At 54.9% G+C, this 24,528-nt stretch carries 22 protein-coding genes, 2 pseudogenes and 1 riboswitch; of the genes and pseudogenes, 17 read left to right on the top strand and 7 right to left on the bottom strand.

Annotated elements, in window-relative coordinates; translation table 11 throughout:
- Positions 1-130 precede the first annotated feature (130 nt).
- Positions 131-904, top strand: a complete 774-nt coding sequence (zupT, locus tag ACRCWW_RS15690) for a zinc transporter ZupT (RefSeq protein WP_438683232.1) — start codon at positions 131-133, stop codon at positions 902-904.
- Between the two features lie 104 nt (positions 905-1,008).
- On the opposite strand, the gene ribB is transcribed toward zupT, so the two are convergent.
- Positions 1,009-1,662 carry a 3,4-dihydroxy-2-butanone-4-phosphate synthase gene (ribB, locus tag ACRCWW_RS15685; protein ID WP_438683231.1) on the bottom strand — a complete coding sequence of 218 codons (654 nt, stop codon included), beginning with the start codon at positions 1,660-1,662 and terminating at the stop codon, positions 1,009-1,011.
- Positions 1,663-1,764: 102 nt separating this feature from the next.
- Positions 1,765-1,914, bottom strand: a riboswitch (FMN riboswitch).
- Positions 1,915-2,047: 133 nt separating this feature from the next.
- Between ribB and ubiK the strand changes: the two genes are divergently transcribed.
- Positions 2,048-2,326 carry a ubiquinone biosynthesis accessory factor UbiK gene (ubiK, locus tag ACRCWW_RS15680; RefSeq protein WP_438683230.1) on the top strand — a complete coding sequence of 93 codons (279 nt, stop codon included), beginning with the start codon at positions 2,048-2,050 and terminating at the stop codon, positions 2,324-2,326.
- An 88-nt stretch (positions 2,327-2,414) separates the two neighbouring features.
- Here ubiK and hldE read toward each other — a convergent pair whose 3' ends face one another.
- From hldE to ACRCWW_RS15665, 3 genes and pseudogenes are all read right to left on the bottom strand, one after another.
- Positions 2,415-3,848, bottom strand: a complete 1,434-nt coding sequence (gene hldE, locus ACRCWW_RS15675; protein ID WP_330984934.1) for a bifunctional D-glycero-beta-D-manno-heptose-7-phosphate kinase/D-glycero-beta-D-manno-heptose 1-phosphate adenylyltransferase HldE — start codon at positions 3,846-3,848, stop codon at positions 2,415-2,417.
- A 47-nt stretch (positions 3,849-3,895) separates the two neighbouring features.
- Positions 3,896-6,736 carry a bifunctional [glutamate--ammonia ligase]-adenylyl-L-tyrosine phosphorylase/[glutamate--ammonia-ligase] adenylyltransferase gene (gene glnE / locus ACRCWW_RS15670; RefSeq protein ID WP_438683229.1) on the bottom strand — a complete coding sequence of 947 codons (2,841 nt, stop codon included), beginning with the start codon at positions 6,734-6,736 and terminating at the stop codon, positions 3,896-3,898.
- Positions 6,737-6,767: 31 nt separating this feature from the next.
- Positions 6,768-7,670 (bottom strand): annotated as a pseudogene (locus ACRCWW_RS15665) (CYTH domain-containing protein); the annotation flags it as partial.
- Between the two features lie 199 nt (positions 7,671-7,869).
- On the opposite strand from ACRCWW_RS15665, the gene ACRCWW_RS15660 reads away from it, so the two are divergent.
- Both ACRCWW_RS15660 and ACRCWW_RS15655 read left to right on the top strand, forming a co-directional pair.
- Entirely contained in the window at positions 7,870-8,490 is a 621-nt protein-coding gene (locus tag ACRCWW_RS15660; protein WP_438683228.1) for a TIGR04211 family SH3 domain-containing protein, read from the top strand.
- Between the two features lie 72 nt (positions 8,491-8,562).
- A complete protein-coding gene (locus ACRCWW_RS15655; protein ID WP_438683227.1) occupies positions 8,563-9,801 on the top strand; it encodes a multifunctional CCA addition/repair protein in 1,239 nt (412 codons plus the stop codon).
- Here ACRCWW_RS15655 and bacA read toward each other — a convergent pair.
- Together bacA and folB are read right to left on the bottom strand one after the other, a co-directional pair.
- On the bottom strand, positions 9,794-10,615 hold the full coding sequence (gene bacA, locus ACRCWW_RS15650) for an undecaprenyl-diphosphate phosphatase (protein ID WP_438683226.1): 822 nt from the start codon (positions 10,613-10,615) through the stop codon (positions 9,794-9,796). The genes ACRCWW_RS15655 and bacA overlap by 8 nt on opposite strands.
- A gap of 109 nt (positions 10,616-10,724) precedes the next feature.
- The gene (gene folB / locus ACRCWW_RS15645) at positions 10,725-11,087 is read right to left on the bottom strand and encodes a bifunctional dihydroneopterin aldolase/7,8-dihydroneopterin epimerase (RefSeq protein WP_438683225.1); all 363 of its coding nucleotides are present in this window, start codon (positions 11,085-11,087) and stop codon (positions 10,725-10,727) included.
- A gap of 107 nt (positions 11,088-11,194) precedes the next feature.
- On the opposite strand from folB, the gene plsY reads away from it, so the two are divergent.
- The 10 genes and pseudogenes from plsY to ACRCWW_RS15595 all read left to right on the top strand — a co-directional run bounded on the left by plsY (position 11,195) and on the right by ACRCWW_RS15595 (position 19,374).
- Positions 11,195-11,806: a glycerol-3-phosphate 1-O-acyltransferase PlsY gene (plsY, locus tag ACRCWW_RS15640; protein ID WP_438683224.1), complete on the top strand. Its 612-nt coding sequence runs from the start codon at positions 11,195-11,197 to the stop codon at positions 11,804-11,806.
- Positions 11,807-11,950: 144 nt separating this feature from the next.
- A pseudogene (locus tag ACRCWW_RS15635) lies at positions 11,951-12,776 on the top strand (urease accessory protein UreD).
- Positions 12,777-12,785: 9 nt separating this feature from the next.
- Positions 12,786-13,088, top strand: coding sequence for an urease subunit gamma (locus tag ACRCWW_RS15630; protein WP_438683223.1), 303 nt, complete (start codon positions 12,786-12,788; stop codon positions 13,086-13,088).
- A 10-nt stretch (positions 13,089-13,098) separates the two neighbouring features.
- Complete coding sequence (locus tag ACRCWW_RS15625) at positions 13,099-13,416, top strand: urease subunit beta (protein WP_438683222.1); 318 nt, start codon at positions 13,099-13,101, stop codon at positions 13,414-13,416.
- A complete protein-coding gene (gene ureC / locus ACRCWW_RS15620; RefSeq protein ID WP_438683221.1) occupies positions 13,413-15,116 on the top strand; it encodes an urease subunit alpha in 1,704 nt (567 codons plus the stop codon). Before ACRCWW_RS15625 ends, ureC begins: the two co-directional genes overlap by 4 nt.
- 9 nt (positions 15,117-15,125) lie before the next feature.
- The gene (gene ureE / locus ACRCWW_RS15615; RefSeq protein ID WP_438683220.1) at positions 15,126-15,602 is read left to right on the top strand and encodes an urease accessory protein UreE; all 477 of its coding nucleotides are present in this window, start codon (positions 15,126-15,128) and stop codon (positions 15,600-15,602) included.
- Complete coding sequence (locus ACRCWW_RS15610) at positions 15,602-16,276, top strand: urease accessory protein UreF (RefSeq protein ID WP_438683219.1); 675 nt, start codon at positions 15,602-15,604, stop codon at positions 16,274-16,276. The genes ureE and ACRCWW_RS15610 overlap by 1 nt, the downstream gene beginning before the upstream one ends.
- A gap of 9 nt (positions 16,277-16,285) precedes the next feature.
- A complete protein-coding gene (gene ureG / locus ACRCWW_RS15605) occupies positions 16,286-16,906 on the top strand; it encodes an urease accessory protein UreG (RefSeq protein ID WP_438683218.1) in 621 nt (206 codons plus the stop codon).
- A 366-nt stretch (positions 16,907-17,272) separates the two neighbouring features.
- The gene (locus tag ACRCWW_RS15600) at positions 17,273-18,796 is read left to right on the top strand and encodes a catalase (RefSeq protein ID WP_438683217.1); all 1,524 of its coding nucleotides are present in this window, start codon (positions 17,273-17,275) and stop codon (positions 18,794-18,796) included.
- A 38-nt stretch (positions 18,797-18,834) separates the two neighbouring features.
- Positions 18,835-19,374: an ankyrin repeat domain-containing protein gene (locus tag ACRCWW_RS15595; protein WP_438683216.1), complete on the top strand. Its 540-nt coding sequence runs from the start codon at positions 18,835-18,837 to the stop codon at positions 19,372-19,374.
- A gap of 83 nt (positions 19,375-19,457) precedes the next feature.
- Here ACRCWW_RS15595 and tsaD read toward each other — a convergent pair whose 3' ends face one another.
- Complete coding sequence (tsaD, locus tag ACRCWW_RS15590; protein ID WP_438683215.1) at positions 19,458-20,471, bottom strand: tRNA (adenosine(37)-N6)-threonylcarbamoyltransferase complex transferase subunit TsaD; 1,014 nt, start codon at positions 20,469-20,471, stop codon at positions 19,458-19,460.
- 227 nt (positions 20,472-20,698) lie between these two features.
- Between tsaD and rpsU the strand changes: the two genes are divergently transcribed.
- The 3 genes from rpsU to rpoD all read left to right on the top strand — a co-directional run.
- Entirely contained in the window at positions 20,699-20,914 is a 216-nt protein-coding gene (rpsU, locus tag ACRCWW_RS15585) for a 30S ribosomal protein S21 (RefSeq protein WP_001144069.1), read from the top strand.
- A 113-nt stretch (positions 20,915-21,027) separates the two neighbouring features.
- Positions 21,028-22,773 carry a DNA primase gene (gene dnaG, locus ACRCWW_RS15580; protein WP_438683214.1) on the top strand — a complete coding sequence of 582 codons (1,746 nt, stop codon included), beginning with the start codon at positions 21,028-21,030 and terminating at the stop codon, positions 22,771-22,773.
- Between the two features lie 155 nt (positions 22,774-22,928).
- Positions 22,929-24,528 (top strand): RNA polymerase sigma factor RpoD (gene rpoD, locus ACRCWW_RS15575; protein WP_438683213.1); only part of this gene is annotated, 1,600 nt, incomplete at its 3' end.

Genomic DNA, 24,528 nt, shown 5'->3' with positions numbered 1-24,528 from the left:
ACTCAGATAAGCATGATGATGATCATCAGGAAATTTGAATGTAAGGACACGTAAAAGCGTCACGGCGCACTCGCTTTCTGGCCGTGCTCACCTTACTATAAATGATAATCATTATCATAAAGGAGATTCCATGTCAGTTCCCTTGATCCTGACCTTGCTGGCTGGTGGGGCCACCTTCATTGGCGCGGTGCTGGGTGTTATCGGGCAGAAGCCCTCCAACCGTGTGCTGGCGTTCTCTCTGGGCTTTGCCGCCGGGATTATGCTGCTGATCTCACTGATGGAAATGCTGCCCGCCGCGCTCGGCACGGAAGGCATGTCGCCAGTACTCGGTTACGGCATGTTTGTTATCGGCCTGCTTGGGTATTTCGCGCTCGACAGGGCCTTACCGCACGCGCATCCGCAAGATCTCATGCAGGGTGATAAAGCTGTCATGCCTCGCAACCTGCGTCGCACCGCCATTTTACTGACGCTGGGTATCAGCCTGCACAACTTCCCGGAAGGCGTAGCGACCTACGTTACCGCCAGCAGTAATCTGGAACTGGGCTTTGGTATCGCGTTAGCCGTTGCGTTGCACAATATTCCTGAAGGTCTGGCCGTGGCTGGGCCGGTCTATGCGGTGACGGGCTCAAAACGTAAAGCGGTCTTCTGGGCGGGCATTTCCGGGATGGCTGAAATTCTGGGCGGTGTGCTGGCGTGGCTGATTCTGGGTTCACTGGTTTCCCCAGTGGTGATGGCGGCCATCATGGCAGCGGTCGCAGGAATTATGGTGGCGCTGTCTGTTGATGAGTTAATGCCGCTCGCCAAAGAAATCGACCCACATAACAACCCTAGTTACGGGGTGCTGTGCGGCATGTCAGTGATGGGCTTGAGTCTGGTGCTGTTGCAAACAATGGATTTTGCCTGACACAAACGCCGGGTGGCGCTACGCTGACCCGGCCTACAAAAACACTCATTCATAACAAAACGCCGGGATAATCCCGGCGTTGTTCTTTTCAGGCTCAGACTGAATCAGCTGGCCTTACGTTCGTGCTTTTGGCGGTATTCCACCAGATCTTCGATGGTCACAACAGGCATGTTGTGTTCGGCTGCGAACTTGATGCACTCCGGCGCGCGCGCCATGGTGCCATCATCATTAGTCAACTCACACAAAACGCCAGCAGGCTTGAAGCCAGCCAGTGAAACCAGGTCGATGGTCGCTTCAGTGTGACCGCCGCGGGTTAACACGCCACCCGGCTGCGCACGCAGTGGGAAAACGTGACCGGGGCGATGCAGATCAGATGGCTTCGCATTATCAGCGATAGCAGCACGAACGGTTGTTACGCGGTCTGCTGCTGAAACGCCGGTGGTGACACCGTGCGCCGCTTCGATAGTTACGGTAAAACCGGTGCCGAATGCGCTGGTGTTGTTTTCGACCATCATCGGCAAATCGAGCTGCTTGCGACGATCTTCATTGATGCAAAGGCACACAATGCCGCTGCCGTGGCGAATGGTCAGCGCCATTTGCTCAACGGTCATGGTTTCGGCGGCAAAAATCATGTCGCCTTCGTTCTCGCGGTTTTCGTCATCAAGCACCATCACGCCGCGACCTTCGCGCAGCGCAGCTAACGCGTGTTCCACACGTTCAAAAGCAGTACCAAAAGAGGAAAGTAGCGTCTGATTCATGGTAAAAGACCTCATTAAAATTATGGTTACCAGAATCAGGGCAGTCTTAGGAGTACCGGCTAAGCGGCAAAAAAATAACGTGAGCGGGCCGAGCCCGTAGATCGTTACTCTCTCCCATCCGGACTTTAACCGTCGGCCCCGGAATTTCACCGGATCTGCTGTCCTTCAGACCGAAATCTGAAGCGCTCGCGGGCTTTCAACCTGAGTTGATTTACCGCCGGTGGGGAATTTCGCCCCGCCCTGAGAATAAGCGAGATAACTATAACGCTAATGATTATTGGCGGCAATGGTCGGGTTTGCATAAGCTTCAAACATTTCTGGTTTATAGCCCCGCCATAAGGCACTACAATACTCTGCAAAACCGACCAGACTCAGGGAAACCGTAATGATTGATCCGAAGAAAATTGAACAGATTGCCCGCCAGGTTCATGAGTCCATGCCGAAAGGCCTGCGTGACTTTGGTGATGACGTTGAGAAGAAAATCCGTCAGGTTCTGCAATCTCAGCTGACCCGTCTGGATTTGGTGAGTCGCGAAGAGTTTGACGTGCAGACGCAAGTGTTGCTGCGCACTCGCGAAAAGCTGGCACTGCTGGAACAGCGCATTAGCGAGCTGGAAAATCGCTCAGCGATCCCTGCTATTCCGCCAGTGGATGATAATGCCTGAGTGCTCGTAATATATTGCCGGGTGGCGGCTACGCCTGACCCGGCCTACGCGTAGGCCCGGTAAGCGTAGCGCCACCGGGCATGGAATTTTACTTCCCGCTGTCTTTCTGAATACGCTTAATGATGTTGGTGGTAGAACAGCCATCTTCAAAATTCAGCACCATCACTTCGCCACCGTTCGCCCAGACCTCCTCGCTACCTGCGATTTCATCCGGCTTGTAATCGCCGCCTTTCACCAGCAAATCAGGCAGGATACCGGCAATCAGGCGCTGCGGCGTGTCTTCTTCGAAGGAGACCACCCAGTCAACGGATTCCAGCGCACCCAGCACAATCATGCGCTGTTCAAGTGGGTTCACCGGACGGGTTTCGCCCTTCAGACGCTTAGTGGACGCATCGCTGTTAACCGCCACGATCAGGCGATCGCCAAGCTTGCGGGCGTTCGAAAGATAAGACACATGGCCCGCGTGCAGAATGTCGAACACGCCGTTGGTCATTACGACTTTCTCACCACGCTTACGCGCAGCCAGAACCGCCTGTTTCAGTTCCTCTTCGCTCATCACGCCGAAGCCGGTGTCCGCACGCCCGCGCACCGCGTTTTCCAACTCGATAGGCGAAACGGTTGAAGTCCCCAGTTTGCCGACCACGACACCTGCCGCAGCGTTAGCAAAGAAGCATGCTTCTTCCAGAGAGTTACCCGCAGCCAGCGTTGCCGCCAGCACGCCAATCACCGTGTCACCGGCACCGGTCACGTCGTAAACTTCCTGCGCCTGAGTTGGCATATGCAGCGGCGCTTTGCCCGGTTGCAGCAGAGTCATACCCTGTTCTGAACGCGTCACCAGCAGCGCGGAAAGCTCATAGTCAGCGATCACTTTCATGCCGCGTTCCACGATTTCGGCTTCGGTCTTGCATTTCCCCGCCACCGCTTCAAATTCTGAGAGATTTGGGGTCAGCAGCGTTGCACCACGATAGCGTTCGAAATCGGTCCCTTTCGGATCGATAAGCACCGGCACACCGCCTTTTCTCGCCAGTTGGATCATGCTCTGCACGCTTTCCAGCGCGCCCTTGGCGTAATCAGACAGCACCAGCGCACCGATATGCCCCAGCGCCTGCTGGATGCGTTCGTGCATTGGCTGCGGATCAACGCCCGCGAAGCCTTCTTCAAAGTCCAGACGAATCAGCTGTTGGTTGCGCGACAACACGCGCAGCTTGGTGATGGTGGGATGCGTTGGCACAGAGACGAAATCGCACTTCACGTTCACATCCGCCAGCGCTTTGCTCAGGGCACGCGCCGCGTCATCAATGCCGGTCAGGCCGACCAGGCGAGAAGAGGCGCCCAGAGAAGCAATGTTCATCGCCACGTTAGCCGCGCCGCCAGGGCGTTCTTCAATGGTATCGACTTTGACCACGGGAACCGGAGCTTCCGGGGAGATGCGGCTTGTCGGGCCATACCAGTAGCGGTCCAGCATCACATCACCGACAACCATCACACCAGCACGTTCAAATTCTGGCAGCGTTACTTTCATTCCAGACTCCTGAAATATTCATCAATTGCGCGCGATAATAGCATAATTCATGGCACAACCAGCCACTTCCGCCAACTGGCGGTGACCAGCGCGCGTTCCGTACTGAACGCCTCCGGCGCGACGTGCCCGGCTTCTTCCTGCAACGCCAGATGGTGCAAGGCGTCACGAAGCGTGGTGTAAGCACGGCTCAACGCCAGCGCTTCCTGTTCTTCCATAATGTCGTTTTGCGCCAGTAGTTCGAGAATGCGCACATTGTCAGACCAGCGGGTCAGCTTCGGTTTGTCATGGGCATAGCGCAATACCAGATATTGCGTAATGAACTCAATATCGGTGATACCGCCCTCATCTGCTTTGATATCGAAGCGATCGCGGTGCTTTCCGCCCAGGTGCGCTCGCATTTTTTCGCGCATTTCACGCACTTCCGTTTGCAGCTTTTCACCTTCACGTGGCGTAGTCAGAATATCTCGGCGAATGGCATCGAACTGAGTTTGCAGTTGGGGATCGCCATATACGACGCGAGCACGAACCAGCGCCTGATGCTCCCACGTCCAGGCTTCGGTGCGCTGATAATCGGCAAAAGCCTCGGTGGTGGTCACCAGCATGCCCGCCGCACCAGAAGGACGTAAGCGAGCGTCCACTTCGTACAGAATGCCCGAGGACGTTCGGGTGCTGAACAGATGCATGATGCGCTGCGCCAGACGCAGATAGAACTGGCGGCCGTCAATTTCACGCTCGCCATCGGTCATCACTTCCACCGGACAATCATGCAGAAACACGAGATCAAGGTCAGAGCTGTAACCCAGTTCCCAACCGCCTAACTTGCCGTAACCGACAACAGCAAATCCGCGTCCCTGGCGTTCAGCCAGATGTTTCGGCTGCCCGTAACGGGCCACCATCTGCGTCCACGCCTGCTGCACCACGGCATCAATCATCGCTTCCGCAAGCCAGGTTAAGTGATCGCTCACTTTCATTACTGGCAGCGTTCCGGCAATGTCTGCCGCCGCCACGCGCAGCAACTGCGCCTGTTTAAACTGGCGTAATGCTTCCAGTTGCTGCTCTTCGTCCTCTTCCGGCACGCGCAGTAAATACTGGCGCAGCTCGTCGCGATAGGCGTCTGTCGCCGTGGGCTGGTAGAGCGTGTTCGGATCGAGCAGCTCATCCAGCAGCAGTGGATAGCGCGCCAACTGGCTGGCAATCATCGGCGAGGCCGCGCACAGGCGAATCAGATGTTTGAGCGCACCCGGGAACTCGCTAAGCAGTTCGAGGTACGTCGTGCGGGTGACGATGCCCGTCAGCAAAGGCATGATCCGACCGAGCGGCACAGGCGCATCTTCACGGCTGCACACTTCGCTCAGCAAGTGCGGCATCAGAGAATCCAGCACCTGACGCCCGCGTGGGCCGATGGTGCGCTTATCAAGCTCTTTGCGGAAATCGGCAATTTGCGCCAGCACCTGATGGCGATCGTGGTCGCTAAGATGCGCCAGCACCGGCGTGGTGTCGTCTTCCTGCAAAGCATCCTGCCAGAGTTCACGCCAATTCTCAGAAAGCAGTTCATCGGCGGAGGTTTCTTCGTCATCGCCAATCAGCTCGTTAAAAATCTGTCGGACTTGCGCCATATGCCCGCCAAGCTCGGCGGACAGCGCATCCCAGTTGGCAAAGCCCATGCCCCACGCCAGACGCGCCCGATTAAGGTCATCTTCCGGCAGCGTCTGAGTCTGTTCGTCGTTGATGCTTTGCAGCAGGTTTTCCAGGCGGCGAAGGAAAAGATACGCCTCGCGCAGCTGCGCCGCTTCACCTTCAGGAAGAAGATGCAGATTATCGATGGCTTCAAGCGTTGGGAGCAGAGAACGGCCTTGCAGCGCAGGCTCACGCCCGCCGCGAATCAGCTGGAAGACCTGAACGATAAATTCAATTTCGCGAATGCCGCCCGCGCCCAGCTTGATGTTGTCTTTCAGGCCGCGGCGACGTACTTCGCGAGAAATCATCCCTTTCATGTTACGCAGCGACTGGATCACGCTGAAATCGATATAACGACGGAAAACGAACGGGCGCAGCATGGCACGCAATTCTTCCACGTACAGCCCTTCGCGATCGCCCATGATCCGGGCTTTGACCATCGCATAACGTTCCCAGTCGCGCCCTTGCTCCTGGTAATAATCTTCCAGCGCGGCAAAGCTCAGTACCAGCGGACCGCTGTCGCCAAACGGACGCAGACGCATGTCAACGCGATAGACAAAGCCGTCCATCGTCGCCTGATCCAGCGCTTTAATCAGACGCTGCCCCATGCGGGTAAAGAACTGGGCGTTATCCAGCTCACGACGGCCGCCCTGGGTCGAACCGTGCTCAGGCCAGGCAAAAATAAGGTCGATATCAGAGGAGAAGTTAAGCTCACCACCGCCCAGTTTTCCCATGCCTAAAATCAGCAGTGGCTGCGGTTTTCCTTCGGCGTTGCAGGGTGTGCCCCATTCACGGCAACAGGCGTCATACAGCCAGTCTCGCGCGGCAACAATCAGCGTTTCGGCCAGGTGGCTGAGCTGCTGCAAACTGCTTTCGGTGCTGACAAGGGAGAGCGCTTGCGCCCACGCGATGCGAACCATAACCCGGCGACGAAACAGGCGCAGTTCTCGCATCAGGCTGTTTTCATCGCTTACATCAGCAAGCGCATCCTGTAACCAGGCTGCGTAATGCTGCCATTCGTCGGCCTGCGGCGGCGAACTTTCCAGCTCGCTTATCCAGCCCGGATGGGATGTCAGACTCTGGGCGATGAAATCGCTAAACGTCATCGCCGCCTGAGCCTGCGGGCTTAATTCAGAGGAAGGGAATTCTGGCGGCAGTCTGTCGACGACCGTCTGCCAGTGAAGCTGTAACTGCATAGAAAACGGCGTCATGACTGCCCTCGTTTCTTGCTTATCGTCCGGTGACTAAAAAAGCCGTCAGCATTAATTTGGCTCTGGCGATTTGCGGCTGGAAAACGGCGTCGTGAGCGTTATCCGACACGGCAATCGCATCCGCGATTTGTGCCATCTGTTCAGAAGCCATTTCATGATCATTTGCCAGCGCCGCGCGGATAAAGGCGACCGCTTTCAGCACTTCCGCTCTTGCCGCATTATTGCCCCGTAACCAGAGCTCTTCGTGATACTGCCAGTGCGCCAGCGCCGCTTCCAGCGCGGCATTACCCTCGGCAGTAAATTCCGCAGTTTTCAGGGCTCGCTCAGCATTCCCCTGCGCCAGATGGTATCCCCGCGCAGCTTTACTGAGACTTCCCTGACGCAAAACGCCCGCAGAAAGCAGCTGCTCAGCGATGTCCAGAATATCGTCAACTTCGCCGTGCAGCAGTTCAAGCTCCAGCTCGCAGATAGCTTCCTGATGCCCGCCAGCAGCGACTTCGCCCAAATCCAGCGCCAGTTCGATACGGCTCTGATTGTGGTTAATCAGCCATTTTTCACGGTAAAAATCAGTGCTGAACAACGGCTTCACCTGAGAGGCCAGCGAACCGGGTAAGTTGCCCTCCGGCCACACTTCCGCAGGCAGCTTTTCCAGCGCCAGTTCAGGCTTATCCAGATCGATATTGTATTCAGGACGCTGATGCAAACCGCCCACCACACGACCCGCGATTTTCATCGTCATTTCATAGCGACCATTGTGGCCGCGGATGCGCAGGCCCATGTCGTGTTTGCGCAGCCAGTTGTCTGGCGTTTCATAGTAAATATTGAGTAATTGCGCGGCCGGAACGTGTTCCGCAGAGAGGCTGTTGAGCTGCTGACGCAAGGTGTCGACACCCTGCGGCTCAACGATGAACTTCAATTCGATTTCCTGATCCATGACTGATTTCTTATGGTTGCGAAGCCTTGATTGAACGTTACGCCGAACTTACGCGCATCTTTTTTGTCAGTAGAGTGTATTTCGCGGTACTTTGCCATGCAATCTCCTCCTGGAGGATTCTGATTGCGGCAGAATGCCTGGCATCGTCAGACTGATGCCATTACTATCATTCCACTTTATGACAATAACGAATGACCTGATGCCTAAATTACGCCTGATTGGATTAACTTTATTAGCGCTTAGCGCAACTGCTGCCGTTCACGCGGAAGAAACCCGTTACGTTTCAGATGAACTGAACACCTGGGTCCGCAGCGGACCAGGCGACAACTATCGTCTGGCTGGCACCGTCACCGCAGGAGAAGCGGTCACCCTTCTGCAAACCAATGACAGCACTCAATATGGACAGGTGCGTGACAGCAACGGCCGTACCGCCTGGATCCCACTCAAAGAGCTGAAGAGCGAACCGAGCTTCAAAACTCGCGTTCCGGACCTGGAAAACCAGGTGAAAACGCTCACCGACAAGCTGAACAACATTGACGGCACCTGGAATGAGCGCACTGCAGACATGCAGAAGAAAGTCGCGGGTAGCGACAGCGTCATTAACGGGCTGAAAGAAGAGAATCAAAAGCTTAAAAACGAACTCATCGTGGCGCAGAAAAAGGTGAATGCCGCCAATCTGCAACTCGATGACAAACAGCGCACTATCATCATGCAGTGGTTCATGTACGGTGGCGGCGTGCTGGGTGTGGGCCTGATCCTCGGTCTGGTTCTGCCGCTGCTGGTGCCAAGCCGCAAGCGCAAAGATCGCTGGATGAACTGACCGTCCGATTCGCAAACGCCTCTACACTTACGTATTATCTTCCGATAATCAAAGTGAGAGGGGTTGTGTGGCGTGAAGACATATCTGGTCGGTGGTGCGGTTCGTGATGCGTTGTTAGGCCTGCCGGTCAAAGACAAAGATTGGGTGGTTGTCGGTGCCACACCCCAGCAAATGCTCGACGCGGGCTACCAGCAGGTAGGCCGCGATTTTCCTGTTTTTCTCCATCCTAAAAGCCACGAAGAGTATGCCCTCGCGCGCACCGAGCGAAAATCTGGCTCCGGTTATACAGGCTTTACCTGTTATGCCGCCCCGGACGTCACCCTTGAACAGGATTTACTGCGTCGTGACCTGACGGTTAACGCGCTGGCGCAAAGTGAAGACGGCACGATTATCGATCCCTACAACGGTCAGAACGATCTGAAAAATCGTCTGCTTCGCCATGTTTCCCCTGCCTTTAGTGAAGATCCTTTACGCGTGCTGCGCGTGGCGCGCTTTGCCGCTCGTTACGCTCACCTGAGCTTCCGCATTGCTGATGAAACTATGGCGTTAATGCGTGAAATGACGGCCGCTGGCGAGCTTGAGCACCTCACGCCGGAACGCGTCTGGAAGGAAACCGAGAACGCACTTGGCACACGCAATCCCCAGGTCTATTTCCAGACGCTGCGCGACTGTGGCGCGCTGAAGGTCCTCTTCCCGGAAATTGACGCGCTGTACGGCGTGCCTGCTCCTGCGAAGTGGCACCCTGAAATCGACACTGGCGTGCATACGCTGATGACGCTGACGATGGCTGCCATGCTTTCACCCGCGCTGGATGTGCGCTTCGCGACGCTTTGCCACGATTTGGGCAAAGGGCTGACGCCGAAAGAGTTCTGGCCTCGCCATCACGGTCACGGCCCGGCGGGTGTGAAACTCGTGGAACAATTGTGCGCTCGCTTACGCGTGCCAAATGAAATGCGAGACCTGGCAAAGCTGGTCGCGGAATTTCACGACCTCATCCACACCATGCCTATTCTCAAACCGGCGACCATTGTGAAACTGTTTGATTCTATTGATGCGTGGCGCAAGCCGCAGCGCGTAGAGCAAATCGCCCTCACCAGTGAAGCAGACGTGCGCGGGCGCACCACTTTTGAAGCCTGTGATTATACGCAGGGGCGTTTACTGCGTGAAGCGTGGGAAGTGGCAAAATCCGTGCCGACCAAACCGGTGATTGAGGCAGGATTTAAAGGGCCAGAAGTCAGGGAAGAACTGACGCGACGCCGTATCGAAGCCGTCGCGCAGTGGAAAGAAAAACGCTGCCCGCAGGTTACATGAACACCGCAAAAACCGCTGCCGCCACGATGAAGCGATAGATGGCAAACGGGATAAAGGTGATGCGTTTGATGATGTGCAGGAAGGTTTTAATCGCAAACAGCGCCACGACAAACGCGGTGATAAAGCCGACTGCAAACATCGGGATATCGGCCGTGGTCAGGAAGCCCATGCTTTTGTAGAGATCAAGCGCGGTAGCGCCCATCATCATCGGTACCGCCAGCAGGAAGGAGAATTCCGCAGCGGCATAGCGGCTCACGCCAATCAGCATCCCGCCCGCGATGGTTGCTCCGGAGCGGGAGAAGCCCGGCCACAGCGCCAGACACTGGAAGCAGCCAATCGCAAATGCCTGAGCGTAGGTCATGTCATCCAGACCCACCGCACGCGGCTGTTTTGGTTTGAACACCTCTGCTGCAATCAGCAATACGCCGCCAACAACCAGCGCGTACATCACGTTCACCGGGTTAAACAACGCTTTGATGGCATCGTGTAAAACCAGGCCGAGTACCACCGCCGGGATCATCGCCAGCAGGACGTGGATCAGCGACAGACGCCCCTTTCCCATCCCCTCATGGACAGGAGGGCGGCCGAAATGAATGCCAAGGAGACCAAACAGACGGCGCCAGAACATCACTACCACTGCCAGAATCGACCCCAGTTGGATGACTACCTCGAAGGTTTTTGCCGTATCGCCCTCAAAGCCGAGCAGATGGCCCACGATGATCATGTGGCCGGTGCTCGACACAGGCAGGAATTCTGTCAGTCCTTCGACAACACCCAGGATAGCCGCTACCAGCAGCGAGTGCATATCGCTCATCAAATAAGCCCTTAAATTAAAGAAAAACGAAAAAAGTAAAACGATAAAAAACGAAGCCTGCATTAAGACATATCAATCGGCATTTCGTTTAACGATGATGAATCTAAATTTATCCTTTCGGATTTGTGCCACGCTCGATGATCACACCCACATTTGCCGCTCGCGCGACGGCACCAGGTTTGCTCAATTTGATGCGCACCCACGGTGAGTTAAAACGCGTCAGCAAGAGCTGAGCGACTTCTTCCGCCACACGCTCCACCAGAGCGAATTTTCCGCCTTCTACATGAGCGATCACCGCTTCACTGATATCAGCGTAGCTCAGGCAATCATCCACGTTGTCGCTGACCGCCGATTTCCGGTTGTCCCACGCCATTTCGATATCGAACACCAGCTTCTGTTCGATGGTCTGTTCCCAGTCATAAACACCAATGGTGGTGATTGTCGAAAGTTGCTCTATAAATACAATATCCATCACGCCCTGCCTGCTTTTTGCCCGCGCCGGATACCACTTCCGGCAAAATATGCGTATTATCCACAGATGAAGAGAATACCGATACATTTTCAAAACGGAACAGCGTTATGAGTGCAATCGCGCCTGGAATGGTTATCCTCGCCTACCTTTGCGGCTCAATTTCCAGCGCCATTCTGGTCTGTCGCCTCGCGGGTCTGCCTGATCCCCGTGAAAGCGGCTCTGGTAACCCCGGAGCGACCAACGTTTTACGAATTGGCGGCAAGGGAGCAGCCGTAGCTGTACTGATCTTCGACATCCTCAAAGGCATGTTGCCGACGTGGGGCGCCTGGGCTTTGGGGTTTACCCCGTTCTGGCTCGGGATGGTCGCCATCGCCGCTTGTCTCGGTCACATCTGGCCAGTCTTCTTTGGTTTTCGCGGCGGTAAAGGTGTTGCCACTGCTTTTGGTGCCATCGCACCGATTGGCTGGGATCTCACCGGCGTGATGGCTGGCACCTGGCTTTTGACTATATTGCTGAGCGGCTACTCCTCGCTTGGCGCAATCGTCAGCGCACTGGTTGCGCCGTTCTATGTCTGGTGGTTTATGCCGCAGTACACCTTCCCGGTGTCGATGCTTTCCTGTCTTATCTTACTGCGCCACCACGACAACATTCAGCGCCTGTGGCGTCGGCAGGAAACCAAAATCTGGACCCGCCTGAGAAAGAAAAAATCGCAGGACTGACCCCTTCTCCTCGCCGCCATCCGGGCGGCGACATCAATCATTACATTTCCTTAACATCATAAGCCTTTCCTATGACCTGCAACTTCCTCTGCTGATCCATACTCATTAGCGTCTGATTCATCACGCAATTGCAGAGGTGCCGCTTTGTCTGGCGCAGGACTGGAGAGTGCAAAAAAAGGCTGGCACGCCACGCTCGCCTTGCAGTTTCGCCGTACGCCGGAAAAAAACGGTGCTGGCCTCGGCTCGCCATACGGGCCCGTTAACCGTTCAGCGCCCTTTTTATCCTGAAGAAGACACCTGCCACCTTTATCTGCTGCATCCTCCTGGCGGTATTGTGGGTGGCGATGAGCTGGATATTAACGTCACCCTGCAACCCGGCAGCCACGCGCTGATTACCATGCCCGGCGCAACTAAGTTTTACCGCAGCCACGGCCCGCAGGCGCGGCTCAGCCAGCGTTTTGAACTCGCCGAAAAGGCGATTCTCGAATGGCTGCCGCAGGACACGATTTTCTTCCCCGCCGCCCGCGCACAGCTTCACGCCGTATTCCATTTACATGAGCGTTCGCAGCTGCTGGCCTGGGAATTATTCTGCCTCGGGCGGCCAGTTATCGGTGAGGCTTTTGTGCAGGGTGAGATTTCCAGCCGGCTTGAAGTCTGGAAAAACGGCATGCCGCTGCTGATCGAACGCCTGCACCTTGCCGATGGCGATCTTAGCGCAGTGGCGGAACAGCCCTGGGTCGGCAACCTGCTGTTCTACCCGGCAACTGAAAACATGCTGGAAGGCGTTCGCGATTTGTTAGTCCCGCTGAATTTCTATGCCGGGGCAACGTTGACGGACGACCTGCTGACGGTGCGCTTTTTGTCGCATGACAACCTCCTCTGCCAGCGCGCGATGCGAGAAATCTGGCAGTACCTGCGCCCGCAGTTACTCAACAAATCCCCTGTATTACCCCGAATCTGGCAGACCTGAGAGACCGCTATGGAACTGACGCCAAGAGAAAAAGATAAATTGCTGTTGTTTACCGCCGCGCTTGTTGCCGAGCGCCGCCTGGCCCGTGGCCTGCGGCTTAACTATCCCGAGTCCGTAGCACTGATCAGTGCCTTCATTATGGAAGGTGCCCGTGACGGGAAAAGCGTGGCTTCGCTGATGGAAGACGGCCGCCATGTATTAACCCGCGATCAGGTGATGGAAGGCGTACCGGAGATGATCCCGGATATTCAGGTTGAAGCCACCTTTCCGGATGGCTCGAAACTTGTCACCGTGCATAACCCGATACTCTGAGGAGACGCTCATGATCCCCGGCGAATACAAGATCCAGAGCGGTACGATAGTCATTAACTCAGGGCGGGAAACGCGCAAAACGATCGTCGAAAACCACGGCGACAGACCGATTCAGGTGGGATCGCACTATCACTTTTATGAGGTCAACCCGGCGCTGAAATTCGATCGTGAAGCCTGCAAAGGCTACCGCCTGAATATTCCGGCGGGCACCGCCGTGCGCTTCGAACCAGGGCAAAAGCGAGAAGTCGAGCTGGTCGCGGTAGCGGGCAATAAACGTATTTTCGGCTTTCGTGGCGACGTGATGGGCGAGCTGGAGGCAAAACCATGAGCGAAATTTCCCGCCAGGCCTATGCGGACATGTTCGGCCCGACAACGGGCGATAAAGTGCGGCTTGCCGATACCGAGCTATGGATTGAAGTGGAAGACGATCTGACCACTTACGGCGAAGAGGTGAAATTCGGCGGTGGCAAGGTTATCCGCGACGGGATGGGTCAGGGCCAGATGACGGCCGATGCCTGCGTGGATCTGGTGCTGACCAACGCGCTGATTGTCGATCACTGGGGGATCGTTAAAGCCGACATCGGCGTGAAAGACGGCAGGATCTTCGCCGTTGGCAAAGCAGGCAACCCGGATATTCAACCCAACGTAACGATCCCGATTGGCGCAGGCACAGAAGTGATCGCCGCCGAAGGGAAGATCGTCACCGCAGGTGGGATCGACACCCACATTCACTGGATCTGCCCGCAGCAAGCCGAAGAAGCTTTAGTTTCCGGGATCACCACCATGATCGGGGGTGGCACTGGCCCGGCGGCAGGCACCAACGCAACCACCTGCACGCCCGGCCCGTGGTATATCAGCCGAATGCTTCAGGCAATTGATTCGTTACCCGTCAATATCGGCCTGCTCGGTAAAGGTAACGGTTCGAACCCGGATGCTTTACGTGAACAAGTCTCAGCAGGCGTGGTGGGTTTGAAAATTCATGAAGACTGGGGCGCGACACCTGCGGCTATCGACTGCTCGCTGACAGTCGCGGAGGAAATGGATATTCAGGTCGCGCTGCACAGCGACACGCTCAATGAATCCGGCTTTGTGGAAGACACGCTGGCCGCGATTGGCGACCGCACCATTCACACTTTCCACACGGAAGGCGCGGGTGGCGGCCACGCACCGGATATTATCACCGCCTGTTCACGGCCGAATATTCTGCCCTCTTCCACCAACCCGACGCTGCCGTACACCGTGAATACCATCGATGAGCATCTGGATATGCTGATGGTTTGCCACCACCTGTCGCCGGATATCGCTGAAGATGTCGCCTTTGCCGAATCGCGTATTCGCCGTGAAACCATCGCCGCAGAGGACGTGTTGCATGACATCGGCGCGTTCTCGCTGACCTCGTCGGATTCCCAGGCCATGGGCCGCGTCGGGGAAGTCATTCTTCGCACATGGCAAGTGGCCCACCGCATGAAAGTTCAGCGCGGCGCGCTGGAGGAAGAGCAAGGCGAGAACGATAACTTCCGCGTGAAGCGCTATATCGCCAAATACACCATCAACCCGGCGCTGACGCACGGCATCGCCCATGAAGTCGGGTCGGTAGAAGCGGGAAAACTGGCTGATTTGGTGCTCTGGTCGCCGGCCTTTTTTGGAGTGAAACCTGCGGCGATCGTCAAAGGCGGGATGATCGCCATGGCGCCAATGGGCGACATCAACGCCTCCATTCCGACGCCGCAGCCGGTGCACTATCGCCCCATGTTTGGCGCACTAGGCGCGGCGCGGCATCACTGCCGACTGACGTTTCTTTCTCAGGCCGCCATCGACAATAACGCCCCGCAGCAGCTGGGGCTGAAGAGCCAGATAGCGATGGTGAAAGGCTGCCGGACGGTCAAGAAAGCCGACATGATCCACAACAGCCTGCAGCCTGATATCACTGTCGATGCGCAAACCTATGAAGTACGCGTCGACGGAAAACTCATCACCAGCGAACCCGCGAATGTGCTGCCGATGGCGCAACGCTATTTTCTGTTTTAAGGAGCGACAATGCTGTATCTGACTCAACGGGTGGATAGCGCCCATCACTTCACGGCCAGCGTGACGCTCCCCATCGACATACGGGTAAAAAGCCGGGCCAAAGTCACGCTGAGCGATGGTCGTGAAGCAGGCCTTATGCTTCCACGCGGCCTGCTGCTGCGCGGCGGCGATGTGCTTTGCAGCGAAGACGGCAGCGAGTTCATTGCGGTGATTGCCGCTGATGAGGGCGTTTCCGTGGTGCGCTGTGACGATCCGTTCCAGCTAGCCAAAGCCTGTTACCACCTCGGTAATCGCCACGTGCCGTTGCAAATCATGCCGGGCGAGCTTCGCTATCACCACGACCATGTGCTGGACGATATGCTGCGCCAGTTCGGGCTGGAGGTGAGCTTCGCGCAGCTGCCTTTCGAGCCTGAAGCCGGGGCTTATACCAGCGAAGCGCAGGGGCATCACTCTTATCATTCACACGATCATTCGCACAGCCACTGATGATCAGCACCACGCAAAAACTGCGTTTGTTGCAGCTCGCCAGCAGCAATCTGCCTGTTGGGGGGTATAGCTGGTCACAAGGGCTGGAATGGGCGGTTGAAGCAGGCTGGGTCAAAAATGCTGAGGCGTTTTCCCACTGGCAGATGCAGCAGATGGAACACAGCTTTTTCCATGTGGATCTGCCGTTGTTTTCCAGGCTGTACCACGCGTGGGAGAAAGATGACGCGGAAGCCGCTCAGCGCTGGACAGCATGGCTGCTGGCCTGTCGCGAAACCCGCGAACTGCGCGAAGAGGAACGCAATCGCGGGCAGGCTTTCACCCGCCTGCTGTATGACTGGCATCCGGTATGCCCTCCGGAGTGGCGATCTTTGTTTAACCAAAGCCAGCTGTGCGGCATGGCGTGGCTTGGCGTGCGCTGGAAAATTGATTTACCCGAGCTGGCATTAACGCTCGGCTACAGCTGGATTGAAAGTGCGGTGATGGCTGGCGTCAAGCTGGTGCCCTTTGGGCAACAGGCCGCGCAAAAACTGATTATGACGCTCTGCGAGCATTACGCCGCTGGTATCGAACGAGGGCTGAATTGCCCCGATGAACACATTGGTTCCGCGACGCCGCTGGCGGCTATCGCTTCCGCGCGTCACGAAACCCAATATTCCCGACTGTTCCGTTCCTGAGGAGAAGGTATGGCAAGCTATAAACATCCCCTGCGCGTGGGCGTAGGCGGCCCGGTGGGCTCCGGTAAAACCGCTCTGCTGGAAGCGCTGTGTAAAGCAATGCGCGATACATACCATCTGGCGGTCGTGACTAACGATATCTACACCAAAGAAGATCAGCGCATTCTGACCGAAGCGGGTGCGCTGGCACCAGAACGAATTGTCGGCGTCGAAACGGGTGGCTGTCCTCACACCGCTATTCGTGAAGATGCCTCGATGAACCTGGCGGCGGTCGAAGCATTAAGTGAGAAATTTGGCAATCTGGATCTGATCTTCGTGGAAAGTGGCGGCGACAACCTGAGTGCGACCTTCAGCCCGGAACTGGCGGACCTGACGATTTACGTGATCGACGTTGCCGAAGGGGAAAAGATCCCGCGCAAAGGCGGTCCGGGGATCACCAAATCCGATTTTCTGGTGATCAACAAAACCGATCTGGCACCTTATGTGGGAGCTTCGCTTGAAGTAATGGAACGCGACACAAATCGCATGCGTGGCGACAAACCCTGGACTTTCAGCAACCTGAAAACGGGTGAAGGCTTACCTGCGATTATTGCGTTTCTGGAAGATAAGGGGATGCTGAAAAACCAGTAATTTTAATTGCCAGGGCAGTAATGCTGCCCTGATGTTCCGTTTTGTGATAGCCCTCTGATTAATTCCCTTTTTCAGGCCATTTTAAAAGGTGAGCACTATGGCTGAAATAGGTTAAATATATCTATTAACACCCACCCCACAAAAAAATTACAAATTTAATTTTAATATTCATCCTGCAAGCACCGTCACCGCCACTTTCTTTAATTCTTAAAAAAGCAACGTCATTATATTTTAATTAACTCAGATTTTGACTCTTTTTTACACCCCGGTCATTGCATGTTAAAAAATAAAAGCGTTCAAACTCTCTTTTCTTTTAATAAGTAGCAGTTCTGTTTTTCATCATTCAACATACATGAGGTATAGGGTATGAATAAACGAGTGCTCGTCACGGGTATCATCGCATTATTTTCACCGCTGATGGCGATTGCCGCCCTGCAGATGACTGACGATAACGGTTCACCGGTGGGTGATAACCAAAATTCCCAGACGGCAGGCCCCAATGGCCCCACGGTATTGCAGGATGGTCACCTCATCCAGAAGCTTCAGCGCTTTGACCGGGAGCGCATCCCGGAAAGGGTGGTTCATGCTCGTGGAACCGGGGCATTTGGCGAGTTTGTCGCAGACAAAGACATCAGCGCGCTAACCGTTGCCAAAGTCTTCACCCCGGGGAGTAAGACCCCCGTTTTTCTTCGCTTCTCTACGGTTATTCACCCGAAAGGCTCACCTGAAGAGTTGCGCGACCCCCACGGCTTTGCGATTAAGTTTTACACCGCCGAAGGCAACTGGGACTTATTGGGATTAAGCGAACCGGTCTTCTTTATCCGTGATGCCATGAAGTTCCCGGATATGATCCACTCGTTAAAACCTTCGCCGGTAACCAATATTCAGGATCCTAATCGCTATTACGACTTCTTCAGCCACCAGCCAGAAAGCACCCATATGCTGACGCGTGTTTTCTCTTTCCACGGCATTCCATCGTCGTACCGCAAAATGGATGGCTTTGGCGTTCATGCTTTCAAATTTGTGAACCAAAAAGGGGAGGTCACCTATGTTAAGTTCCATTTTAAAAGCCGCCAGGGAATTGAAGGTTATAATGCTCAGCAGGCCACAGAAGCTCAAGGAAAAGATTTTAACAATCTGACCCACGACCTTTATGAGAATATCGGCGCGGGCAAGTATCCCGTCTGGGATCTCTACATTCAGACCATGAAGCCCGATCAACTGAACAACTACCGCTATAACCCACTGGATGACACCAAAGAGTGGGTCGGCTTACCCGAAACGAAAGTCGGGACACTGACACTGAATAAGGTGCCGGAGAACTTCTTCGAATCGACCGAGCAAGTGGCATTGGATCCCTCGAATCTGGTACCGGGTATCGCGCCGTCCGAAGACAGAATGTTGCAGGGAAGGTTGTTCTCCTACGCCGACACTCACATGTACCGGCTGGGAGCCAATTATCAAAGTATCCCCATCAATCGCCCTCGCGTAGTAGTGCGTAACTACAATCAGGATGGTGCAGGCCATCAGGGTGCCACAAAAGGTGAGGTCAACTATCAGCCTTCTGCCGCTGAAAATAGCCTGGTCGAAGATCCCGCCTACCAGGCCCCGCGCACGCCGCTGAACGGCACGTTGCAACAGGAAATTATCGCCAAAACAGATAACTATGAGCAGGCAGGCCTGTTTTACCGCTCGCTCACTGATGCACAGAGGAAGGATCTCATCTTTGCGCTGGGATCCGATTTAGCAAAAGTGAAAAGCGCCGATATTCGCCTGAAGATGCTCAGCCACTTCTACAAAGCCGATGAAAACTACGGTGAAGCGCTCGCAAAGATGACTCATGACGATTTCAGTCAGGTTAAAAAAATGGCTGAAATGCTGAAGGACTAACCTAAACGGAGGCTGCCTGCCCGTCAGGCAGTTTTACAATGCGCATACTCATGATTTTCTTAGTTAGTTTAGGGCTGACTTCGGCTTCGGCTTTTGCTGAGCTCAGTACGATTGAAACGAATGCCGCACGTGAAGGCAATCTGGAAGTACTCAAGGCAGCACTGACCCCAGGCAGCCAAATCAACGACAAAGATGACGATGGCTATTCACTGCTCATTCTCGCTGTATATCATCACCAGATAACCACGGCTGATTGGCTCCTGCACCAAGGCGCGGACCCAAATTTATCAGACGGTCACGGCCGAACGGCATTGATGGGAGCGGCCTTCAAAGGGGACATAGATGCGGTAAAAGTGCTGGTTGCCGATCCTCGCACCAACGTCAATCTGCAAAATCATGCCGGGCAAACCGCAGCAATGTACGCCTCGCTTTTCGGACAACAGGACATACTGGAATATCTGGTTCAGCAGGGCGCGGACCTGAACATTAAGGACGGGCGAGGAAATACTGTTGAAAGCCTGGCGGAGTCGCAGGGGGCAGATAAAATCGTGGCGTGGGTTCAGGCACTGAAGGGGTAATATCGAACTTATCCGGTGGCGCTTCGTTTGCGCCGGTCTACAAAACCGTAGACCGGTGCAAACGAAGTGCCGCCCGGCAATCGTTACGCAGCAGGCAGTTCAGCCAGCGGCCAGCGAGGACGCACGGTTACGCCGAGGCCCGCGTTTTCGCCCGTTTTGAGGCGAACCATGCCCGCGTAGGCAATCATCGCGCCGTTATCGGTACAGAATTCCGGACGCGCATAAAACACTTCGCCTTTACGTTTTTGCATCATCTCGGCGAGTTTTGCGCGCAGCGTGCGGTTAGCGCTCACGCCACCGGCCATCACCAGACGCTTAAAGCCTGTCTGATCTAGCGCACGACGGCACTTGATCATCAGCGTATCGACCACGGCATCTTCAAACGCACGCGCGATATCAGCGCGAGTCTGATCGTCTGTGCCATTCGAACGAATGGTATTGGCTGCGAAGGTTTTCAGGCCGGAGAAACTGAAGTCCAGACCAGGACGGTCCGTCATCGGACGTGGGAAGACAAAGCGCCCTTCCGTCCCTTGTGAAGCCATTTTCGACAGCATTGGCCCGCCGGGGTAATCAAGCCCCAGCAGCTTCGCTGTTTTATCGAACGCTTCACCGGCAGCATCGTCGATAGACTCGCCCAGGAGTTCATATTCACCAATACCCGTTACGCTAATAAGCTGGGTGTGACCGCCAGAGACCAACAGCGCCACGAACGGGAATGCAGGTGGGTTATCTTCCAGCATCGGGGCCAGCAGATGGCCTTCCATATGGTGAACCGGAATAGCAGGCACGTTCCAGGCGAACGCAAGAGAACGCCCGACCGTTGCGCCGACCAGCAGCGCACCAACCAGGCCAGGGCCTGCGGTGTAGGCGACGGCATCAATATCTTGTGCCGTTAAATTTGCTTCTTTCAGGGCAGCCTGAATCAGCGGAACGGTTTTCCGCACATGGTCGCGTGAGGCCAGTTCTGGCACAACGCCGCCGTAGTCAGCGTGCAGTTTCACCTGACTATACAATTGGTTGGCTAACAATCCGTTTACATCGTCGTAAATGGCGATGCCAGTTTCATCACAGGATGTTTCGATTCCCAGTACGCGCATGGTTGCTTTTACCTCGTTTCAATACCGCGCAGTGTAGGGCGAATGCGGGTCGATGTATACCCTGAGGGGCGACTTCGTGTATACTCTTCCCCCTTACAAAAGTCCCGTTCAAAAACGGCATTGGTGCTTTACAAAGCAGCAGGAGTTGCAGTAAAATTCCGCACCATTTTGAAATAAGCTGGCGTTGATGCCAGCGGCAAACCGAATTTATCAAAGGTGAGAGTTACATGCCGGTAATTAAAGTACGTGAAAACGAGCCGTTCGACGTAGCACTGCGTCGCTTCAAGCGTTCCTGTGAAAAAGCAGGTGTTCTGGCGGAAGTTCGTCGTCGTGAGTTCTATGAAAAACCAACGACCGAACGTAAGCGCGCTAAAGCTTCTGCTGTGAAACGTCACGCGAAGAAACTGGCTCGCGAAAACGCACGCCGCACTCGTCTGTACTAATCTGTTGAGGGCGCACGCTCTCAATCCAGACCGAGTTTAAGCTGTAAAGGCCGTGCTTCCGGAAGGAATGCGCGGCTTATTTTCGTTTATAAAACCGATAAATAACGAGGCTTATGGCTGGACGTATCCCACGTGTCTTTATCAATGACTTGCTGGCTCGCACGGACATTGTCGATCTCATCGACGCCCGGGTGAAGCTGAAAAAGCAGGGCAAAAATTATCACGCGTGCTGTCCCTTCCATAACGAAAAAACGCCTTCGTTCACCGTCAATGGTGAGAAACAGTTTTACCACTGCTTCGGCTGTGGTGCACACGGTAACGCCGTCGACTTTCTGATGAACTACGACAAGCTCGAGTTTGTGGAAACCGTCGAGGAACTGGCGGCCATGCACAACCTTGAAGTGCCGTACGAAGCAGGCTCCGGCCCAACCCAGATAGAACGCCACCAGCGGCAAAGTCTCTATCAGTTAATGGAAGGCCTGAGCACGTTTTATCAGCAATCCCTGAATCAACCCACCGCAGACCCTGCGCGTCAGTATCTGACGAAACGCGGTTTGAGCAGCGAAGTCATCGCCCGTTTTGCGATTGGCTATGCGCCGCCAGGCTGGGACAACGTATTAAAACGTTTTGGCAACAACCGCGAAAACCAGCAATCGCTGACCGACGCAGGCATGTTAGTCACGAACGATCAGGGACGCAGTTACGATCGTTTCCGCGAACGAGTGATGTTCCCCATTCGCGATAAACGTGGCCGGGTGATTGGGTTTGGAGGCCGTGTGCTGGGCGATGCCCTGCCAAAGTACCTCAACTCCCCGGAAACCGATATTTTCCATAAAGGCCGCCAGCTGTACGGTCTTTATGAAGCGCAACAAACCGAAGCTGAACCGCAGCGTCTGCTGGTGGTCGAAGGCTATATGGATGTGGTGGCGCTGGCGCAATACGACATCAACTATGCCGTTGCGTCGCTGGGTACCTCAACCACCGCCGATCACATTCAGCTGCTGTTTCGGGTGACCAATAACGTTATCTGTTGTTACGACGGAGACCGCGCAGGACGAGACGCCGCATGGCGCGCCCTGGAAACCGCGCTGCCGTACATGACAGACGGTCGTCAGCTGCGCTTTATGTTTCTGCCGGATGGTGAAGATCCGGATACGCTGGTGCGTAAAGAAGGCAAAACGGCTTTTGAAGCAAGAATGGATGACGCGCAACCGCTCTCCACTTTCCTGTTTAACAGTCTGATGCCGCAGGTCGATTTGAGTAGCCCGGACGGGCGAGCGCAGCTCAGTACGCTGGCGCTGCCGCTGATTACTCAGGTTCCTGGCGAAACGCTGCGCATCTATTTGCGTCAGGAGTTAGGGAAAAAGCTCGGCATTCTTGATGACGCCCAGCTTGAGCGTTTAATGCCAAAACAGGCAGAAAATGGCACCGCCCGCCCTGCTCCACAGCTAAAACGCACGACCATGCGTATACTGATAGGGTTACTGGTGCAAAACCCTGAGCTTGGCGCTCTGGTTCCACCCCTGACCGGGCTTGATCCGAAAAAGCTGCCCGGACTTGGCTTATTTTCTGAACTGGTCAACACTTGTCTGTCACAACCCGGGCTGACAACCGGCCAGCTTCTGGAGCAGTATCGCGGCACAAATGAAGCCGCAACCCTTGAAAAACTGTCGATGTGGGACGATATAGCAGATAAGGAAATCGCTGAGAAAACGTTCACCGACTCACTGAACCATATGTTCGATTCACTGCTGGTCCAGCGGCAAGAAGAGTTGATAGCTCGAGACCGCACACACGGGTTAAGCAGTGAAGAACGCCGGGAACTCTGGACACTGAACCAGGAACTGGCAAAAAAATGAATTCAACGGCTTAAGTGCCGAATATCAATCGGGACGATCCCGAAGGCCGCACCGAGGCGCAGCGGCAATAATATAAGCAGGCCCTCGCTTTAAAAGTCGGTAACTTGTTTTCGCCGACCGACACCAATCAATGAATTAAGTGTGGATACCGTCTTATGGAGCAAAACCCGCAGTCACAGCTTAAACTTCTTGTTACCAAGGGCAAGGAGCAAGGCTATCTGACCTATGCCGAGGTCAATGACCATCTGCCGGAAGATATCGTCGACTCCGATCAGATCGAAGACATCATCCAAATGATCAACGACATGGGCATTCAGGTGATGGAAGAAGCACCGGATGCCGATGATCTGTTGCTTGCTGAAAACTCAAACAACACCGACGAAGATGCGGAAGAAGCTGCCGCACAGGTGCTGTCGAGCGTTGAGTCTGAAATCGGACGTACCACCGACCCGGTGCGCATGTACATGCGCGAAATGGGTACCGTTGAACTGCTGACCCGCGAAGGCGAAATCGACATTGCCAAGCGTATCGAAGACGGCATCAACCAGGTGCAGTGCTCCGTTGCTGAATACCCTGAAGCGATCACCTACCTGCTTGAGCAGTACGATCGCGTCGAAGCGGCAGAAGCTCGTCTGTCCGACCTGATCACCGGTTTCGTCGATCCTAACGCCGAAGAAGATCTGGCCCCAACCGCCACTCACGTCGGGTCTGAACTCTCTCAGGAAGAGATGGATGACGACGAAGAGGAAGACGAAGAAGAAGACGACGATTCCAGCGACGATGACAACAGCATCGACCCGGAACTGGCTCGCGAAAAATTCGGCGAACTGCGTACTCAGTACGAACTGGCGCGTGACACCATCAAAGCGAAAGGCCGCAGCCATGCTAAGGCTCAGGAAGAGATCCTGAAACTGTCTGAAGTCTTCAAACAGTTCCGCCTGGTGCCAAAACAGTTCGATTATCTGGTCAACAGCATGCGTACCATGATGGAGCGCGTTCGCGTTCAGGAACGTATCATCATGAAGCTGTGCGTTGAACAGTGCAAAATGCCGAAGAAAAACTTCATCACCCTGTTCACCGGTAACGAAACCAGCGAAACCTGGTTCAACGCAGCCGTCGCAATGAACAAGCCGTGGTCTGAAAAACTGAACGACGTAAAAGAAGACGTTCAGCGCGGCCTGCAGAAATTGCAGCAGATTGAAGAAGAAACCGGCCTGACCATCGAGCAGGTCAAAGACATCAACCGTCGCATGTCCATCGGTGAAGCGAAAGCCCGCCGTGCGAAGAAAGAGATGGTTGAAGCGAACTTACGTCTGGTTATTTCTATCGCCAAGAAATACACCAACCGTGGTCTGCAGTTCCTCGACCTGATTCAGGAAGGCAACATCGGCCTGATGAAAGCGGTAGACAAGTTTGAATACCGTCGTGGTTACAAGTTCTCCACCTACGCGACCTGGTGGATCCGTCAGGCGATCACCCGTTCGATCGCGGATCAGGCGCGCACCATCCGTATTCCGGTGCATATGATTGAGACCATTAACAAGCTCAACCGTATCTCCCGCCAGATGCTGCAGGAAATGGGTCGCGAGCCAACGCCGGAAGAACTGGCAGAACGCATGCTGATGCCGGAAGACAAGATCCGCAAAGTGCTGAAAATTGCCAAAGAGCCAATCTCCATGGAAACCCCAATCGGTGACGATGAAGATTCACATCTGGGCGATTTCATCGAGGATACCACCCTCGAGCTGCCGCTGG

It is taken from the genome of Scandinavium sp., from assembly GCF_051650185.1.
Classification (GTDB): domain Bacteria; phylum Pseudomonadota; class Gammaproteobacteria; order Enterobacterales; family Enterobacteriaceae; genus Scandinavium.
The sequence above is the reverse complement of the archived record's forward strand: the minus strand, read 5'-3'. Positions and strand labels throughout refer to the sequence as shown.